This is a genomic window from Qipengyuania aquimaris (assembly GCF_020171965.1).
Classification (GTDB): domain Bacteria; phylum Pseudomonadota; class Alphaproteobacteria; order Sphingomonadales; family Sphingomonadaceae; genus Qipengyuania; species Qipengyuania aquimaris_A.
Genome location: NZ_JAIUZK010000001.1, coordinates 1,316,556 through 1,334,645, shown reverse-complemented (window position 1 = coordinate 1,334,645; position 18,090 = coordinate 1,316,556). Strand labels below are relative to the sequence as shown.

General features: G+C 63.4%; 19 protein-coding genes. 5 read left to right on the top strand and 14 right to left on the bottom strand.

Going from position 1 to position 18,090, the window contains the following annotated elements; translation table 11 throughout:
• Window positions 1-128 precede the first annotated feature (128 nt).
• Genes LCM24_RS06565 through fabI form a run of 3 tightly spaced genes read left to right on the top strand, consistent with a single transcriptional unit; the run spans window position 129 to window position 2,901 of the window.
• Window positions 129-1,076, top strand: coding sequence for a DnaJ C-terminal domain-containing protein (locus LCM24_RS06565; protein ID WP_224803254.1), 948 nt, complete (start codon window positions 129-131; stop codon window positions 1,074-1,076).
• Between the two features lie 5 nt (window positions 1,077-1,081).
• Window positions 1,082-2,071, top strand: a complete 990-nt coding sequence (locus LCM24_RS06560; protein ID WP_224803253.1) for a YihY/virulence factor BrkB family protein — start codon at window positions 1,082-1,084, stop codon at window positions 2,069-2,071.
• Window positions 2,072-2,094: 23 nt separating this feature from the next.
• Window positions 2,095-2,901: an enoyl-ACP reductase FabI gene (gene fabI / locus LCM24_RS06555; RefSeq protein ID WP_224803252.1), complete on the top strand. Its 807-nt coding sequence runs from the start codon at window positions 2,095-2,097 to the stop codon at window positions 2,899-2,901.
• 1 nt (window position 2,902) lies between these two features.
• Here the strand turns inward: fabI and wecC are convergent, their stop codons facing one another.
• The 10 genes from wecC to LCM24_RS06505 form a co-directional block, all read right to left on the bottom strand.
• The gene (gene wecC, locus LCM24_RS06550; protein WP_224803251.1) at window positions 2,903-4,168 is read right to left on the bottom strand and encodes a UDP-N-acetyl-D-mannosamine dehydrogenase; all 1,266 of its coding nucleotides are present in this window, start codon (window positions 4,166-4,168) and stop codon (window positions 2,903-2,905) included.
• Window positions 4,169-4,240: 72 nt separating this feature from the next.
• On the bottom strand, window positions 4,241-5,365 hold the full coding sequence (gene wecB / locus LCM24_RS06545; RefSeq protein ID WP_224803250.1) for a non-hydrolyzing UDP-N-acetylglucosamine 2-epimerase: 1,125 nt from the start codon (window positions 5,363-5,365) through the stop codon (window positions 4,241-4,243).
• Between the two features lie 42 nt (window positions 5,366-5,407).
• A complete protein-coding gene (locus tag LCM24_RS06540; RefSeq protein ID WP_224803249.1) occupies window positions 5,408-6,013 on the bottom strand; it encodes a hypothetical protein in 606 nt (201 codons plus the stop codon).
• 95 nt (window positions 6,014-6,108) lie between these two features.
• Window positions 6,109-6,636, bottom strand: a complete 528-nt coding sequence (locus LCM24_RS06535; RefSeq protein ID WP_090477139.1) for a demethoxyubiquinone hydroxylase family protein — start codon at window positions 6,634-6,636, stop codon at window positions 6,109-6,111.
• Window positions 6,633-7,112, bottom strand: coding sequence for a disulfide bond formation protein B (locus LCM24_RS06530; protein ID WP_224803248.1), 480 nt, complete (start codon window positions 7,110-7,112; stop codon window positions 6,633-6,635). The genes LCM24_RS06535 and LCM24_RS06530 overlap by 4 nt, the downstream gene beginning before the upstream one ends.
• 18 nt (window positions 7,113-7,130) lie before the next feature.
• A complete protein-coding gene (locus LCM24_RS06525) occupies window positions 7,131-8,471 on the bottom strand; it encodes a S41 family peptidase (RefSeq protein ID WP_224803247.1) in 1,341 nt (446 codons plus the stop codon).
• 103 nt (window positions 8,472-8,574) lie between these two features.
• Window positions 8,575-9,804, bottom strand: a complete 1,230-nt coding sequence (locus LCM24_RS06520; RefSeq protein ID WP_224803246.1) for a murein hydrolase activator EnvC family protein — start codon at window positions 9,802-9,804, stop codon at window positions 8,575-8,577.
• An 18-nt stretch (window positions 9,805-9,822) separates the two neighbouring features.
• Entirely contained in the window at window positions 9,823-10,245 is a 423-nt protein-coding gene (locus tag LCM24_RS06515; RefSeq protein WP_224803245.1) for a 23S rRNA (pseudouridine(1915)-N(3))-methyltransferase RlmH, read from the bottom strand.
• A 133-nt stretch (window positions 10,246-10,378) separates the two neighbouring features.
• Window positions 10,379-10,798: a ribosome silencing factor gene (rsfS, locus tag LCM24_RS06510; RefSeq protein WP_224803244.1), complete on the bottom strand. Its 420-nt coding sequence runs from the start codon at window positions 10,796-10,798 to the stop codon at window positions 10,379-10,381.
• A gap of 69 nt (window positions 10,799-10,867) precedes the next feature.
• Window positions 10,868-11,539 carry a nicotinate-nucleotide adenylyltransferase gene (locus tag LCM24_RS06505; RefSeq protein ID WP_224803243.1) on the bottom strand — a complete coding sequence of 224 codons (672 nt, stop codon included), beginning with the start codon at window positions 11,537-11,539 and terminating at the stop codon, window positions 10,868-10,870.
• Window positions 11,540-11,854: 315 nt separating this feature from the next.
• Between LCM24_RS06505 and LCM24_RS06500 the strand changes: the two genes are divergently transcribed.
• Window positions 11,855-12,940 (top strand): M23 family metallopeptidase, encoded by a 1,086-nt coding sequence (locus LCM24_RS06500; RefSeq protein ID WP_090478423.1) that lies wholly within the window; start codon window positions 11,855-11,857, stop codon window positions 12,938-12,940.
• 19 nt (window positions 12,941-12,959) lie between these two features.
• Window positions 12,960-13,349 (top strand): bactofilin family protein, encoded by a 390-nt coding sequence (locus LCM24_RS06495; protein WP_221562742.1) that lies wholly within the window; start codon window positions 12,960-12,962, stop codon window positions 13,347-13,349.
• 87 nt (window positions 13,350-13,436) lie between these two features.
• On the opposite strand, the gene LCM24_RS06490 is transcribed toward LCM24_RS06495, so the two are convergent.
• The 4 genes from LCM24_RS06490 to LCM24_RS06475 form a co-directional block, all read right to left on the bottom strand.
• A complete protein-coding gene (locus LCM24_RS06490; protein WP_224803242.1) occupies window positions 13,437-15,107 on the bottom strand; it encodes a long-chain-fatty-acid--CoA ligase in 1,671 nt (556 codons plus the stop codon).
• 98 nt (window positions 15,108-15,205) lie between these two features.
• Window positions 15,206-15,940, bottom strand: a complete 735-nt coding sequence (locus LCM24_RS06485; protein WP_224803241.1) for a DUF1013 domain-containing protein — start codon at window positions 15,938-15,940, stop codon at window positions 15,206-15,208.
• A gap of 117 nt (window positions 15,941-16,057) precedes the next feature.
• Entirely contained in the window at window positions 16,058-17,134 is a 1,077-nt protein-coding gene (locus LCM24_RS06480) for a glycosyltransferase family 4 protein (protein ID WP_224803240.1), read from the bottom strand.
• Window positions 17,131-18,030 carry a UDP-2,3-diacylglucosamine diphosphatase gene (locus LCM24_RS06475; protein WP_224803239.1) on the bottom strand — a complete coding sequence of 300 codons (900 nt, stop codon included), beginning with the start codon at window positions 18,028-18,030 and terminating at the stop codon, window positions 17,131-17,133. The genes LCM24_RS06480 and LCM24_RS06475 overlap by 4 nt, the downstream gene beginning before the upstream one ends.
• Window positions 18,031-18,090: the final 60 nt, after the last annotated feature.

Here is an 18,090-nt window from a genome sequence, read left to right as displayed (position 1 = left end):
GGAATGGCGGAACTTCGCGGGGATGAGGATGGTTGAAGCGGTGCATGACGCGTTCCCTATATCCCGCTTCGTCCGTAGGAAAGCCTCTCCGCTTGCGCGGACAACGTGCTGCACCTAGCTAACACGCTATGGCCGATCCCTATTCCACCCTTGGCGTCCCGCGCTCTGCATCCGAAAAGGATATCAAGAGCGCATACCGCAAGCTCGCCAAGGAGCTTCATCCCGATCGCAACAAGGACAACCCCAAGGCGGCCGAGCGCTTCAGCGAAGTGACCAACGCCTACGACCTGCTGTCGGACAAGGACAAACGAGCCCAGTTCGACCGGGGCGAGATCGATGCCGAGGGCAATCCGACCAATCCGTTCGGCGGCATGGGTGGCGGGTTCGGCGGCGGCGGCCACCCGGGCGGCCAGCGCGGCTTCAGGGCCGAGGATTTCCAAGGCTTCAGCCAGGAAAACGTCGACCTGGGCGACATTTTCGAAGGCTTGTTCGGCGGCGGGCGTGCAAGCTCGCGCGGTCGCGGCGATCCGTTCGGCGGGCGCCGTGCGCCACCGCCCAAGGGCGCAGACATAGCCTATACCTTGCGCGTGCCCTTCACCGATGCGGCCTCACTCAAGGACCAGCGGATTACGCTGGCCGACGGCAAGACCATCGACCTGAAGCTGCCCAAGGGTGTCGAGGACGGCACCCAGATGCGACTCAAGGGCAAGGGTGAACAGGGTCCGGGCGGCGCGGGTGACGGGCTCGTCACGATCCGCATCGACCGGCACAAGCTCTACAAGCGCGAGGGCGACGATGTGCGCTTCGACCTGCCGATCACGCTCGATGAAGCGGTAAACGGCGCCAAGGTCCGCGTGCCCACGGTCGATGGTCCGGTCATGATGACCATCAAGGCCGGCACCAGCGGCGGATCGGTCCTGCGCCTGAAGGGCAAGGGTTTTTCCAAGAAGGACGGCAGCCGCGGCGACCAGCTCGTGACGCTCGAAATCCAGCTTCCCGCCGACCTTGGCGAACTTGCCAAGCGTCTCGATGGGTGGAAGGACGAAAGCGACCCACGGAGCAAACTCGGGGTATAGGGCCTTTGGTACATCATCCGCTTCCGCAGCCTGAAGAGCGCGAGGTACGGTCGCTCTCTCCGGAAGCGAGGCGGCAGGAGGCGGTCACACTGCGCGGCCGTGTGGCCAAGCGGGTCGGTCCCGGCACTTATTTCTTCCAGGTCCTGAAGCGCACCGCCGTCGGCACGTTCAACGACGGCTTCATCCATGCGGGCAACCTCGCCTATTTGGCGATGCTGTCGATCTTCCCCTTCTTCATCCTGGGCGCAGCGATATTTTCGCTGTTCGGCGAAGAGGCGGAGCGGGCTGCCACGATCAACGCTGTCCTTGTCGCCCTTCCCCCCATGGTCGGCAATGTGATTGAACCGGTCGCGCGCGATGTGATCGAGGCGCGTAGCGGCTGGCTGTTGTGGGCCGGTGCCCTCGTGGCCCTGTGGACCGTCGGCAGCCTTGTCGAAACCATCCGCGATATTCTGCGCCGGGCCTATGGGACCAAGATGACCAAGGCCTTCTGGAAATACCGGATATTCTCGACCGGCGTCATCATCGGCGCCGTCCTGCTGCTGATGCTCTCGCTCCTCGCACAGGTCGTCATTGGCGCGGCGCAGCAAGTGATCGAGGCCTATTTCCCGCAGCTCGTCAGCTACATTACCGACCTCAGGATTTCGCGCATCCTGCCCGCAATCGGCCTGTTCGGCTCGCTGTACATGATCTTCTATTCGCTCACCCCGTCGCATTATCGCCACCGGCGGTATCCAAAGTGGCCGGGCGTGCTGTTCACGACCCTGTGGTGGATCCTCGTCACGACGCTGATGCCCATCGTGCTGCGCAGCTTCTTCACCTACAACCTGACCTACGGCAGCCTTGCCGGGATCATGATCGCGCTGTTCTTTTTCTGGCTTGTCGGGCTTGGTGTGGTTATCGGCGCGGAATTGAATGCGGCGCTTGCCGAAACCCCCGAGGAAGAAGAACTGGGCGGAGAAGGCGAAGCAAACACGGCCGCGCAGACGGATTGAAGATCGAAGGAAGGAAGGCAGCTATGGGCTCACTGATGCAGGGCAAGCGCGGACTGATCATGGGTCTCGCCAACGACAAGTCGCTGGCATGGGGCATTGCCAAGAAGCTGCGCGAAGAAGGCGCGGAACTGGCGTTTTCCTACCAAGGCGAGGCTTTGAAGAAGCGCGTCGGCCCGCTCGCGGAACAGCTGGGCAGCGACTTCACTTTCGAATGCGACGTATCGGATATGGATGCGCTCGACAGCGCGTTCGACACGCTGAAAGAGCGATGGGATACGATCGATTTCGTCGTCCACGCGATCGGCTTCTCCGACAAGAGCGAACTGCGCGGAAAATATGTCGACACCAGTCTCGACAATTTCCTGATGACGATGAACATCTCAGCCTACTCGCTGGTCGCGGTGGCCAAGCGGGCGCGCGAGATGATGCCCAATGGCGGCAGCATACTGACGCTGACCTATTACGGCGCGGAAAAGGTCATTCCGCACTACAACGTGATGGGCGTCGCCAAGGCCGCGCTGGAAACGAGCGTCCAGTACCTCGCCAACGATCTCGGCCCGCAGAACATCCGCGTCAACGCGATCAGCGCCGGACCGATCAAGACGCTGGCGGCCAGCGGCATCGGCGACTTCCGCTACATCCTGAAGTGGAACGAGTACAATTCGCCCCTGCGTCGCAATGTCACGATCGAGGACGTGGGCGGATCGGGCCTCTATTTCCTGTCCGACCTGTCATCGGGCGTGACGGGCGAAACGCACCATGTCGATGCCGGCTATCACGTCGTCGGCATGAAGCAGGAAGACGCTCCGGACATCGCGCTCGACAAATAGGTCAGGCGACGTCGGGCCAGATGCCGCGCGTATCGTAGACGGCCTTGCCCTGGCGCTCTTCGGGCGGGATCACCTTGAAGACATCGTGGTCGACCAGCGTGATGAGGACGTCGCTTTCCGCGAGCGCAGTATCGATATCGACCAGTTCGGCACCCGTCCCGTCGAATTCCTTCGGCAGCTCGCCCGCATAGGGTTCGACCACCTGCACGCGCTCGCCGAATTCGCGCGCGAGGCTGGCTGCGACATAGCGCGCAGGGCTTTCGCGGAAATCGTCGATATTCGCCTTGAAGGCGAGACCGAGACAAGCGATTTTCGCGCCCGGGTTCGCCTCTACCAAAGACTTCGCGCGGGCGAGGACGTGATGCATTTTCGCGTCATTGGTCTCACGCGCCTGGCGGATGATCTTCGCTTCTTCGGGCGCGCCGTGGACGATGAACCACGGATCGACCGCGATGCAGTGCCCGCCCACACCGGGGCCGGGGGTGAGGATGTTCACGCGCGGGTGCCGGTTGGCGAGACGGATCACTTCCCACACGTCGAGCCCCTGCTTGTCGGCGATCATCGAAAGCTCGTTGGCGAAGGCGATATTCACGTCGCGGAAGCTGTTTTCGACCAGCTTGGTCATTTCCGCGCTGCGCGCATCGGTAGTGACGCATTCGCCCTTCACGAAGCGCTTGTAGAAAGCCAGCGCCTTGCGAGCACAGCGCGGGGTGATGCCGCCGATCGAGCGATCGTTATGCGTCAGCTCCTCCAGGATCTTGCCTGGCAGCACTCGCTCCGGGCAATAGGCGAGGCTGACGTCGGGCTGTCCGTCCGTCAGGCCGGGCATGGCGAGATCGGGTCGCTCGGCCGCCATCGCATCGCGCATGGCCTCGGTCGTGCCGACGGGCGAGGTGGATTCGAGAATCACCACGTCGCCCTTCTTGAGGACCTTTGCCACGTTCTTTGCCGCAGCCATGACATAGGACGTGTCCGGCGTGTGATTGCCGTCCTTGGCAAAGGGCGTGGGCACGGCGATGACGAAGACGTCGGCCGGGGCGACTTCGGTGGAAGCCTTGAGCAGGCCGCGCTGGACCACCGCTTGCACCAGGCCGTCGAGGTCGACTTCCTCGATATGGATCTCGCCGCGATTGATCGTGTCGACGACATTCTGCGTCACGTCCACGCCGTGCACGGGGCAACCCGCCCGCGCGATGATCGCCGCCGTGGGCAGGCCGATATAGCCAAGTCCGATGACACAGACTTCCGGTTTGATGTCGCCGCGCATTGTAAGTGTGATTCCCGTCCAAAATTCCCCGCCTGCCTAGCCGACGAGGGTAAATTTACCAGTAACGCTAAGTCAGGCTTTCGCCAGCAGGTCGCAGATACGCTGTGAAGAGTGGCCATCCCCGAACGGATTATGCGCCCGTGCCATGGCGGCATAGGCATCGCCGTCGTCGAGCAGGCGCATTGTCTCGCGCACGATGGTGTCGGCATCGGTGCCCACAAGCTTTGCCGTGCCCGCCTCCACGCCCTCGGGGCGTTCGGTCGTCTCGCGCATGACCAGCACCGGCTTGCCGAGGGCGGGCGCCTCTTCCTGCACGCCGCCGCTATCGGTGAGCATGAGATGGCTGATATCGACAAGGCGCGCGAAATGCGGATAATCCAGCGGTTCGATCAGCGCGACATTGTCGAGCCCCGCAAGCTGCTCGTTCATCACGGCGCGCACATTCGGGTTGAGATGGACGGGGAAAATAACCGCAACATCATCACGTGACGCAATAGTCTTAACCGCATTGGCTATATTCTGCATCCCGTCGCCAAAGTTTTCGCGGCGATGGCTGGTCATCCCGATGATGCGCTTGCCCACAAAACGCGCCTCGAGATCGGCAAGGCCCGAGGCAAGCGAAGGCTCCTGTTCGATGCGCGCGGTCACCCATTTGAGCGCGTCAATCACCGTATTCCCCGTTACGTGAACGCTGGCAGGATCGACGTTTTCCTTGAGCAGGGCTGCAGCGCTGGTTTCTGTCGGCGCGCAGTGTAGCGCAGCAAAGGTGCCGACAACCCGGCGGTTCACCTCTTCGGGCCAAGGGTGATAGATATTGCCGCTGCGCAGGCCCGCCTCGACATGGCAAACGCGGATCTGGCGGTAATAGGCGGCGAGCGCGCCTGCCATGACAGTCGTCGTATCGCCTTGCACCACCACCCAGTCGGGCTGTTCTTCGTCGAGCACCTTGCCGATGCCCGTAAGCGCGCGGGCGGTGAGCTCGTCGAGCGTCTGGCCCGGCGTCATCAGGTCAAGATCGTGGTCGGGCGACACCCCTGCGATATCGAGCACCTGGTCGAGCATACCGCGGTGCTGCGCAGACACGCAAACGCGGCTTTCGAAGCGCTCGTCCGCCTGCAAGGCGTGGACAAGCGGGAAAAGCTTGATCGCTTCGGGCCTGGTGCCGAAGACGGTGAGGATTTTGGGGCGCGCGGTCATGGCGTTGCGCTGTAACCGCAATTGGTTAACGGGCCATAGACCTTATTCGGGCCGTTCGTCGGTCTCGGCATCGCCGGCAACCACGGTCGCTTCGGGCTGGGGCAGCGCCTCTTCATCGCCCGGCAGCGGTTCGCCGCGCTCGCGGGCAAGACGCTCCATATATTCGCGCTCGATCATTTCGACATCGCGCTGCTGCGCCTCGGCATCTTCATCGATAGTCGAAAGGCGCTCCGCGCGCTGGGCCGCGATGATTTCCGAGAAGCGCACGGCAGAGCCTTCGCGCTTTTCCTCATAGGCCTTGTCGATGAATTGCTCGGTACAGCCGGTGAAATTTGCCGGGCCGGTCGGGGTGCAGGACATGATGCCCGAGGCACCGACCATTTCGAAGCTTTCGACGCGGTCGGCCCAGCTCTGGTTCGCCGGGCTCTTCGAATAGCGCAGCGCTTCGGGGATGCGATAGCGTTCCGCCTCTGCCTTGCGCGCACAGACGACGATTACGTCGCCCTCGCTCGGCGGGCATTCGTCTTCGCCGTAGACGATGACCATGTTGTAGCGGTCGTCACCCGTGTCCACCGGCACCTGGGCGATCGCCGGAGCGCCGAGCGTTGCGCCGGCGATTGCGGCAAAAGCGAGAAGCGGCTTGGACATGATCAACCTCGTGAATTGTGTGCGCCCGCGACTAAGCGCGCGCACGCGTGAACTGTCAATGAAGCGAACGGGCGCGCGGCCCGGTTCCCGTCCCGCTAGATACGCTCGGAAATGCGGATGGCGGCGCGGCATCCGAGGCGGATGAGGCCCGAGAGGACCGGATAGGCGGGCGCACGCTCGGCCCCCGCGGCAAGCGCCGCATCGCGGTGTTCGCGTTCGTCTTCGCGAAATTGCTCGATCATCGCGGCAAGCTCCGGATCCTCGCCGGTTTCCTCTAGCTGGTCGAGCTGGTCGGAATAGTGCTTGTCGATCTCGGTCTCGACCGCAGCAGTACAGGCCATGGCCGCTTCCGGCCCGATCATCGCCGTGACTGCACCCAAGGCGAAACCGGCGCGATCCCAGAACGGCTGCAGCGCTGTCGGGCGCACGCCCCGGCGAGCCATGAGCGCATCGAACTTGGCCCGGTGATCGGCTTCCTGCTCGGCCATTCCCGCGATTTCCGCCGAATGCGGTCCGCGATCGCCCATGACGGCAAGCTGTCCCGCGTAAATCCGCGTGGCGCCGAATTCTCCGGCCTGATCGACGCGGATCATGCGGGCGATGTGGTCGGGGGTCTTGGTCATACTGCCTTGTCCTTTGCCAACAGGCGCAAGATGGTGAGCCCGCCCAAGGTGGACAAGAGGAAGTTGAAGCCCGCAAGGCTGATACCGAACAGCGTCCAGGGCGCTTCGTCGCAGCGCACCAGCGGGGCGTTCATGATGGCATCGAGCGCGCTCTGCCCGTCACCGGGTAGCGGGGCAGCGGCACAGGAGGTGATTCCTTCCCACAAATCGTATTCCACACCGGCGTGAAAGAACCCGATGGCGCCCGATGTGAGAATTCCGCCGGCCGCCAGCGCGACGAGCAGCTTCTTGTTCGGCTTGAAGAACGACAGCAGCGCAAGTGCCAGCGCAGCGAAGTGGGGCCAGCGCTGCCACCAGCACATTTCGCACGGATAGAGGCCGAAACCGTATTGCGAGATATACGCGCCCGCCAGGAGCGCGGCAGGAAGCGCAAGGGCCAGCCGCTGGGCCAGCTGCATCGAGGGGGTCTCGGTCATAGCGGGCGGGTGCTAGCCCTACTTGCGGCGCGCGGCAACCGAGCTCGGGGACGTGCGGCTGAGCGTTTGCAGCGCATAGTGGAGCTGGAAATCCTCGATGCCCTGCTCCTCAAGCTCCGCAGCCGTCATCTGGAAGCGCGGATCCTGGCGCTTGTCTGCCTCCATGTCCTCGTCCTTGAGGCCCAATTCGTTGACGAGATGGCCGCGAAGATCGCTCTCGCGCATCAGGAAGCGGTTGCGCTTTGCTAGGTCCGGATCGGACAGCTGCGGCACAGTGATGTCGGGCTTGATGCCACCTTCCTGCACCGAATGGCCCGACGGCGTGTAGTAACGCGCCGTCGTCAGCTTCAGCGCGGCATCGCGGCCCAAGGGCAGGAGCGACTGCACGCTGCCCTTGCCGAAGCTGCGCTCGCCCATGACCACTGCACGGCGATGGTCCTGCAGCGCGCCTGCCACGATTTCGCTGGCGGAAGCCGAGCCGGCATCGATCAGGACGACGATCGGCAGTCCTTCTGCGATGTCGCCCCGGAATACGGTTTCCGCTTCGTAGCTGATCGATTCGCCGCGCGCCCTGCCGCGCTGGGATACGATCTGCCCGTCGGTAAGGAACAGGTCGGAGAGCGCGACAGCCTCATCAAGCGATCCGCCCGGGTTGGAGCGCAGGTCCAGCACGAGGCCGGTCAGGCGGCCCGTGGCCTGCTTCTGCAAGTCCTTCCACGCGGCGAAGACATCGCTGCCGACATCGCGGGAGAACTCGTTGATCATGATATGACCGATGGAATTCTTCTCCAGCTTCCAGGTCACCGGTTCCAGTTCGATCAGGCCGCGCGTCACGTCGACTTCGAAAGGCTCGTCACGGCCTGGGCGGAACACGGTCAAGCGGATCGAAGTGCCGGCCTTGCCGCGCATGCGCGCGACGGCTTCATCGAGTTCGAGGCCGTAGATCAGCTCGCCATTAAGGTGCGTGATGTAATCGCCTGCCTTGACGCCCGCTTCATCGGCCGGGCTGCCGCGGAAGGGCGAGATAACTTTCACTGCACCATCTTCACCGACGACCGAGAGGCCAAGGCCGGAGTAGTTGCCGTCGATCATGGTTTCGAGGCGCTGGAGGTCCGATCCGTCGAGATAGCCGGAATGCGGGTCGAGCGCTGCCAGCATGCCGTCGATCGCGCCGTTGATAAGGACATCGTCTTCGACCGGCTCGACATAGCTCGCCTTGATGCGCTGGTAGACCGAGAAAAGCTTTCCGAACTCGGGCCCGGCGCTGCCTTCGACGCGGGCCAGCCCGGCAGTCGTTGCGGGGACCAGCGCAACTGCGGTCACAAGGGCTGCGGAACGGGCCAAGACGGCGAATTTCATCGGCAATATCCTTCAAACGAATACGCATTGTATAGCGCACGCTGCGTGAATGAAAGGTGAGCCGCAAGCTGTCCCGCAAGGGAACGGTTTTTCGACCGACCGCCTAGCGTAGAAGGTCGAGCGGATTGACCGGTTCGCCATCCCTGCGAACCTCGAGCGCGACTTGCGATCCGGCAGGGCCGGCTTGTCCGAGCGGAGAGCCTGCCGTGACCGACTGCCCCACCGCCACCGATACGCGTGACATCCCCGTAATGAGGCTGGTCCAGCCATTGGCGTGTTCGATAATCGCGATTGCGCCGAAGCCCCGGTACGGTCCGGCGAACACGACACGTCCCTCGCCTGGAGCGACGACCTGTGCGCGGGGCCGCGCCGCCATCGCCAGACCGGAACTGCGCTCGCCGCTCGCATCGGGATCACCGAATCCGGTCACGACGCGGCCCCCGACAGGCAGGATATAGCGATCCGGAGCAGCGGTTGAACGCGGCAAGGGCCGGGGGGTGGCCGCAGCAATGGGCGAGGACGCAGGCGCGCTTCCCGGCCGCAGCACCGGCCCGGGCAGTGCAGCCAGGCGGCTTCGCATCGCGGCCGCCGCCTCCAGGTCGCCGACCAGGCTGTCGAGGTCCCGGGCCTCTTCGGCAAGGAACAGGGCCCTTTCCGCCTCTCGCGAAGCGCCGCCAGCGGCGCGCTGGGCTTGCAACCGCTCTTTCTCCGCAAGGGCGAGCATATTGCGCCTGCGCGAATCGAGGCTGGACTCGGCCGCACGAAGGCTTTCGAGTGTTTGTAGCTGGCGCATCTCGACATCGCGCGCGAGATCGAGTTCGGAGCGCAGGCCGGATGTCCGCTCTTTCACGATCGGGATTGCGGCCGACAGGGCAGCCCTTGTGTGCACCAGATCTTCCAGCGAGCCCGGCTGGAGCGCCGCCAGGGCCAGTGGGCGGCGCGCCATGGTCTGCAGAGCCGCAGTGAGCCGCATGAGCGGTTCCCGCTTCCGCGAAAGCTGGCGATCGAGGTTCTGTTTCTGGATATTGAGCAGGGCCAGTTCCGCCTCCGACGCGGCAATGGCAGCTTCGGATTGCTGGACGCGTGCGGCAAGCGCGGCCGCCTCGCTTTGCGCCTTGCCTGCACTTTCCTGCAATCGGTTCGCCCTCTGCTCGAGCCGTTCTGCCCGCGCACGGGCATTGCGCTGCTGCTGGCGCGCTGCCTCGAGCGCCTCACGCGCTCCGCTCGCACCAAGGGCGGCCGCAGCGCTTGCGCCACCGGGCGATGCGGTCCCCGGCAAGGCGAGGACAAGGGCAATCAACAGGGCCGTGGAAATGGCTGCGGCGCGGATCATGACGCCATTACTGCCCCATCACCCACTGCGATGATAGGGGTGACCGGCGATGATCGTAGTCGCACGGTACAATTGTTCGGCCAGCATCGCACGCGCCAGAAGGTGCGGCCAGGTCGCCTTGCCGAAAGCGAGCAGGAGGTCCGCTTCGCGTCGCTCTTGCTCCGAATGCCCGTCTGCCGCGCCCAGAACGAACCGACATTCACGCATGCCATCGTCGCGCCACCGCTCGAGAGTTGCGGCCAGCTTCTCGGACGAAATATCCTTGCCGCGCTCGTCCAGGAGCACGGTTTTATAGGGCGATTGCGGCTCCGGGATCCGCCCGCCGGTCTCGGGCAATTCGGTGAATTTCACCGGCCATGTCAGCCGTTTCTCATATCGCGCCACGAGCTCCGCCTCCGGCGAGCGGGCAATTTTTCCGCGAGCGATAATATGGAGAAGCAAAGCGCCAACCTCGACAGACAATCTCAGACCGGGCCGAAGGCCCGGCAAGGGCGACCGCCCGCCCGCAGGCGCCCGAAGCGCAGCGGAGGAACAGCGCCGAGGACGCAGCCGCGGAGGCGGCTGCGCAAAGCGATTAAGCCATGCCGGCTACCGGTGGTGCGTCACCGAATGCCCACATACGCTCCAGATTGTAAAAGCTGCGGACTTCGGGACGGAAGAGGTGCACCACGACGTCACCGGCGTCGATCAGGACCCAGTCCGCTGCCGGAAGGCCCTCGAGTTTCACAGGGCCAAAGCCCTCTTTTTTGACCGTTTCGGCAAGCTTTTGAGCCATCGAAGCCACCTGGCGGGTAGAGCGGCCCGAAGCGATCACCATGTGATCGGCAATCGAGGTCTTCCCTTCGAGATCGATGGTCACGATCTCCTGCGCCTGGTCGTCGTCGAGTTGCTTGAGCACGAGCGAAAGCAGCGGATCGTCCTTGGCATCAACCATGCGAACCACTTTCGCCGTGTCGGTCCCGGAACTGGCCGGGTTGGTATGCGCCTGTGTCATAGGCGTGCATCGTACTCCTGAATGCGGGGGTCGAAGAGACCGTGGGTATCATGGGAAAGGCAACGCGCATCATGGCGCAGTTGTTTCCTCCCGTGACGGGATCGGACGATGAGTCACCTGGTCTCGAAGGGTTTTACCGGCGTGGCGCGATGCCCAGTCGGGATCGGCGCGGCGGATTGCCGTGGCCGAACGCGGGTCGGGATCGAAACGCAATGTCACCAGTGCCGGTGCGCTCCATTCGCCCCCATTAGCAAAGCTGGCGAGAGGAACACGAAAGCGCCCCAGCCAGGCCATCGCGGGGCTTGCGATAGCGGCACCATCATAGCCGGGCCGCGCGATGACCGCAATCGGCATCCTTCGCGCGATCCCCCGCCAGTCGCGCCAACGGTGGAATTGGGCAAGGTTGTCGGACCCCATAAGCCATACGAAATCGTGCTTGGGATAACGCCGTTGGATCGCGCCCAGCGTATCGACGGTATACCGCGTCCCCAGCTCGCGTTCGATTGCGGTCGCGCGGATCGGCGCGCGGCGGGCCTGCTCCATCGCCGAGGAAAGGCGAGCGGCTAACGGAGCCATTCCCTCCTTGGGCTTGAGGGGATTACCGGGAGAAACCAGCCACCAGACTTCGTCCAGCCCAAGCGCCTCTCGCGCGAATAGCGATATGCGCCTGTGGCCGCCATGCGCGGGGTTGAAGCTCCCGCCCAACAGGCCGATTCGCCGTCCATTCGCGCGGTACGTCATTCCCACCGCCTAGCACTGCGGCAAATGCTTGTCAGCGCGCCAAAATAGGACCGAATCGGGCGCGGCGTGGTAAACACCGACTTAATCTTTGGTTCCCGGTCTTGATCGGAAATTTCGCGTCGATGAAACGACTCGTCCCGCCAAATCATCGACTCGTGGATTCCGGTAAGGGTTTATTCGATTTTCGCGGGAACCTTTGTTAGCGATCTCAAACAAGGGTCAAAGACCAAGGGACGGGTCGTTTTGGATAAAGACATCGCAAGCGGCGGGCGCATTGCCCGTATCAAGAGCTGGTTTCCGGATCGCGAATTTTTCATGCGCTCCGAAGGCCAGGTTCGCTTCATCACCATTTCATCGCGCGTACAGATGACCGCAGCGGCAGTGGCCGTCACGGTCCTTCTTGTGTGGGCGCTGTCGATGGCAATTGCCGGCTGGGCGCAGTACCGCGCCTCCGCAGATCGCGATCTCCTGCTCGATCGTGAAGCCAAGGTCGCCACCCAGGAAGAACGTTTCGCCGCCTATAGCGAAGACCTCGACGCGGTGAGCGACGATCTCGACCGCCGGATGGAATTCATCGAAGGCGTCGCAGAACTGCTTCCCGAAGATCTCAAGGTGGACACGGCCGTATCCGATTCGACCGGTGAAGCCGCCGCCACGGTCGAAAAAGTTTCCGCCGCGTTTCCCGAAGCCGCCAAGCTCGCCCGCATCGAAGCGCGCCAGCTTGCCGTAGTCGAAGGACTGACCCGCTACGCCGACTGGCGTGCGCAGCGCGCCGCAGAAGCGCTCAAGAAGCTCGACCTCAATCCCGCACAGGTGATCCGCACCAGCCGTAACCAGGCAATGGGTGGTCCGCTCGACGGTCTGGCCACTGCCGCCGACGGTTCGATCGATCCGCGCTTCGAACGCCTCGGCCTGTCGATGGAGCGCATGGCCGCTCTCGAACAGGCGCTTGAAGGCGTCCCCCAGTTCGCCCCGGCCCGCAAGGACCTGATCTCGTCGGGCTTCGGCTATCGCCGCGATCCCTTCAACGGCCGCGCAGCGATGCATAACGGCCTCGATTTCCGCGGCGCTACCGGCACCCCGATCTATGCCGCCGCCAAGGGCCGCATCACCTTCGTCGGCCGCAAGGGCGGCTATGGCAACACGGTCGAGATCACCCACGGCAATGGCCTGATGACGCGCTATGCGCATATGTCGCGCTTCAATGCCAAGGTCGGCCAGCAGGTCGGCGCAGGCGACACCATCGGCGCGATCGGCAGCACGGGTCGCTCCACCGGTCCCCACCTCCATTTCGAGGTCCGGATCAACAACAAGGCGGTCAATCCGCGCACCTTCCTGGAGACAGCCCCCCATGTTCTCGAAGAAATCCGCCGAGCACCCGAGCTCGCCCACGCCCACTAATTCCGGACGCAGCGCACCCATGGCCAGCAAGAGCAATTCTACGTTTTCGGTCCTCGGTTCGGACCTTGCCATCAAGGGCGACATCAAGGCTTCGGCCGACCTGCATATCGACGGCAGCGTCGAAGGCGACATTTCCTGCTCCAGCCTCGTGCAGGGCGAAACCAGCACCGTCACCGGCGCGATCAAGGCGGAAAGTGCCCGCCTGGCGGGCACCGTCAATGGATCGATTACTGCCCGCGAACTGGTCATCCTGAAAACCGCCAAGATCAATGGCGATGTGTTCTACGATGCGCTGACCATCGAACAGGGCGCACAGGTAGAGGGCCGCTTCGCTCACCGCGATGCGAAGCCCGCCGCAGCGGCGCCGCAGCAGCAGGCGAGCAAGCCGGACCTCCAGGTCGCCAGCTGACACCGCTTACAGTTTGGAGGGGATGAAGGTCGCCCTGCGCACGACGCAGGGCGACCTTCTTCTTTTCGTGGTTGCTGAACCTGCCGCTTAGTCGAGCACTTCGGCGCGCAGAGCCTTGCGGTCGAGCTTGCCGATCATGGTCTTGGGCAGTTCTTCGCGTACTTCGACACCGCACACGCGTTCGTGCTTGCCGATGCGGGCGTTGAGCCATTCGCGCAGGGCGTCTCCGTCGGTTTCGGCATCGGCGTTCAGTGTCACATAGGCTTTCGGGCATTCGCCGAGGTAATCGTCCGGAATGCCGATCACCAGCGCTTCCTTGACCGCGTCGTTTTCGAGCAGGACGTCTTCAACCTGGCTGGGGAACACCTTGAAGCCGCCCACGGCAATCATGTCCTTGATACGGTCGACGATTTCGAGGAATCCGTCTTCGTCCACCGTGGCAACATCACCCGTGCGCAGCCATTTCTTGCCGCGATGCTCGATGAAGACTTCCTTCGATGCCTCGGGCCGATTCCAGTAACCCTGCATGATCTGCGGGCCGTGGATGGCCAGCTCTCCGGGTTCGCCATCGGGCGCAATGACAGTCGGGTCTTCCTTGTCGAGCAACAGCACCTCGGTGCGCATTACGACCTGCCCGATTGTGCCCGGCTTGCGCGTACCCTCGTATGGATTGACCGATACGACGCCCGAACTTTCGGTAAGTCCGTAGCCTTCCACCAGCCTGACGCCGGTCGCGGCTTCGAACTTGTCGCGCAGGGGCGCGGGCAATGGTGCACCGCCGGAGATGCACACCTTCAGTGTCGACATATTCGTCTTCGGCAAATCCGGATGATCGAGCATGGCCTGAAACATGGTCGGCACGCCGGGAAAGCCGGTCGCTCCGTGCTTCTGGATCGTCTCGAGCACTTGCTTCGTTTCGAAGCGCGGAACCATGGCGATAGAGCCGCCGCTTACGACAGCGTGGTTGAGCAGGGCGGTGTTTGCAAAGACATGGAAGAACGGCAGCGCCCCCATGAACACTTCCGAAGCCGGATCGCCGAAGGGGTTGAGACCCGCGGTCTGCTGCGCATTGATAGAAAGGTTCGCGTGCGTCAGCATCGCACCCTTGGGAGTTCCCGTTGTCCCGCCGGTGTATTGGAGCAGCGCGAGATCGTCGGGCGCGACCTCCGGCAGGCTGCCGCCTCGCGCCCCTTCTGTCAGAAGCGTATCCCAGTCGAGGATCGTTTCCGAGTACGAAACCTTTGCCACCTTGCTGCGTGCGAACAGCCGCAGGGCGAGCCCCTTGAGCCTGGGAAGCATGTTCGAGAGCTTGCTGACGACCAGCGTTTCCAGCGCCGAATTGTTTAGGACTTCTTCTGCCGTGCCGTAGAGTTCGGGCACATCGACAGTCACAAGGATGCGTGTGCCGGAATCGGCCACTTGCTGGGCCAGTTCATCGACCGAATAGAGCGGCGAGAAGTTCACCACCACGGCGCCAACCATCATCGCCCCGTAATAGGCGGCGACATAGCTGGGAACATTGGGAAGGAAGAGGCCTACGCGATCACCCTTTGCGATGCCGCGCCCCGCCAGCGCGTGGGCGAAGGCCTCGGCGTCGCGGAGCAATTCCGCATAGCTGTAGGTGCGGCCGAGAAAATGCAGCAACGGCGCTCCGGGCGCCTTTGCGGTCGTCCGGGCAAACATTGCCGGAAGCGCCATCGCTTCAAATTGCGTGTCCCATGGAGTGGGATGGTGGTTCGGCAGCTTGCTTACATCCATGTCAGTAACATGGCCTATCTCGCACTAAACGCAAGCAAAAAGGGCGGGCGAAGCTCTGTGCCTCGCCCGCCCTTCGCGTATCGTATGTCGGAGGAATTTCAGCCCTCGTCGGAAGGGGCTGCAGGTGCTTCGCCCGCTTCTTCGGCCGCACGCTTGGCGCGCAGCCATTCCTCGGCCTCGGCTTCCTGTGCAGCTTCGGCGGCGGCCTTTTCATTGGCGTCGCGTTCGGCGCGCAGTTCTTCGATCAGCTTCTCGCGATCGCTGACACCGCTGGGTGCTGCCGCAGCCTCACCCTCTTCGGTCACGGGCTTGTTCTTGGCTGCCTTGGCGACGACGGCATCAAGCTCGCGCTGCGAACACAGGCCCAGAGTGACCGGGTCCTTGGGCTGGATATTCTGGATATTCCAGTGGCTGCGCTCGCGGATCGCAGTGATCGTGTTGCGCGTTGTGCCGATGAGCTTGGAAATCTGGGCGTCCGAAACTTCCGGATGGCTACGCAGCAACCATGCAATGCCGTCGGGCTTGTCCTGCCGCTTCGAAACCGGCGTGTAGCGCGGGCCCTTGGTGCGGCTGACCGCTACGGGCGCGCGCTGCATCTTGAGCCGGTATTCCGGATCGGCCTGGCCCTTCTCGATTTCTTCCTGCGTCAGCTCGCCCGAGTGGAGCGGGTCGCGACCGGTGTACTTGCTGCTGGCGAGATCGTCAGCCATGGCCTGGACTTCCAGGATGTGGAGGCCGCAGAACTCGGCGATCTGTTCGAACGAAAGACCGGTGTTGTCGACCAGCCAGGTGGCGGTCGCATGCGGCATCAGCGGAGTGGGTTGGTCGGCCATGAATATGCCTTTTCTCAAGTCTGAAAATAGAAGGGCCGCCCCTCGCGGAGCGGCCGTTGCCCTTCGCATGTAGGCGACAGGCGCGGATTCGGCAAGCGCGATCAGCCCGCCGCCGGCTCAGGCGCGGATTGTTTCCCGGTGCGAGAGCGGCGCAAGTCCGTCGAGGAATTGCGCACTGGCCGCTTCCCACGAATATTGCCGCGCGAAACGGGCGCAGGCCTTGCGGTCGCAATAAAGTGCTGCGTCGATCGCCCGGTCGAGCTGAAAGGACAGCGCCCCGACCTCGTCGGACACGATGTCGCGCGGCCCGGCAACGGGAAACGCGGCTACCGGCGTCCCGCAAGCCAATGCCTCTATCATGACGAGGCCGAAGGTGTCGGTGAGGCTGGGAAAGACGAAAACGTCCGCGCCGGCATAGCAACCGGCAAGCTCGCTTCCGGTCCTGCGGCCAAGGAAGAGGGCGTCGGGATAGGCCCTGCGCAGATGCTCGAGCGCCGGACCGTCGCCGACCACGACCTTGCTGCCGGGACGCGAAGAGTCGAGGAAAGCCTCGAGATTCTTCTCTACCGCTACTCTTCCGACATATAGCTGGATCGGCCGCTGGAGGTTCTCGAACTCCGTTGGCGGCAGCGCATCGGGGGTGAAGCAGGCGAGGTCGACGCCCCTGCTCCAGTGATGAAGCCGGTCCAGGCCATGCTGCCTCAGTTCCGTGCGGATGCTCGGCGTGGCCACCAGGATGCGGCTTGCGGGCCGGTGGAACCAGCCGATGTAGCGCCAGAACCAGTCGCTTGGTAGCCGGGTGCGCGTGGCCAGATAGTCGGGAAACTGGGTGTGGTAGGCGGTGGTGAACTCGATGCCATGCTTCACGCAGTGATGGCGCGCCGCCAGCCCAAGCGGGCCTTCGGTCGCAATATGGATGGCATCCGGGATAAAAGCCCGCAGGCGCGCGGAGATTGTGGCCGGGTTCGTCAGCGCGAGCCTGATTTCGGGATATGTCGGGCACGGCACGCTGCGAAAGGCATCGGGCGAGATGACCATCACGTCATGGCCCAGCCTGCGCAGATGGTCGCACGTCGTGGTGAGCGTGCGGACCACGCCGTTCATCTGCGGGAGCCACGCGTCGGTGACGATGGCAATCCGCTGGGGGGTGATGGCAGGCCCCTCGAATTCGAGCGACAGGCGCTGCGCGTTCATGCGGCCTGCATGGCCAGTGCTGCCTGCGCGGCCTTCTCGGCCTCGCGCTTGGCGATTTCGTCGGGCCAGTGGAGTATCTCCATTGTGCCGTCGAAATGCTCGACCAGCGCGGTGCAGCCTTCGACCCAGTCGCCGTCGTTGTAATAGGCGACCTCGCCCTCGCCGTGCTTGAAGTCGCGCATTTCCGCGGTGTGGATGTGGCCGCAGACCACACCGTCGACACCGCGTTCGCCCGCGGCCCGCGCAACTACCGATTCGTATTTCGAGATGAACTCGACAGCATTCTTCACCTTGTGCTTGGCCGCTTTCGAGATCGACCAGTACGGCAGGCCCAGCAGCTTGCGCACCGAGGCCACCCAGCCGTTCAGCTTCATCATGGCGTGGTAAAGTGCGTCGCCCACGAAAGCGAGCCAGCGGTGGGCGAGCATGACGGTATCGAATTCATCGCCATGCAGGACCATCAGCCGGCGGCCATCGGCGGTATCGTGAAATGCCGCGCGAGCGATCTCCACCCCGCCGAAATTCATGCCCGAGAACGGCCGCACCATCTCGTCGTGATTGCCGGGAATGTAGACGATGCGCGTACCGCGATGTGCGCGCTTGAGGATGCGCCAGACGATGTCGTTGTGTTCGGCCGGCCAGTAGAACTTCTTCTTCAGCCGCCAACCATCGATGATGTCACCGACCAGATACATCGTGTCGCTGTCAGTGTGGTCGAGGAAATCGATCAGCAGGTCTGCGTTGCAACCCTTGGTGCCGAGATGGATGTCGCTGATCCAGATCGTACGGAAGCGGCGGCGCTCCTCCAGGCTGGTACGTTCGGGCACCTTCGGCTTGACCGGCAGGAAGCTGGAAACATTGGCGAAAGCGGTAAGGTCGGGCGTGAGATCGGTCATGCACATTCCCCCTGAATCTGGGGCGTGCATGGCAGGGAATTGTTACGTCAGCATCGCAGG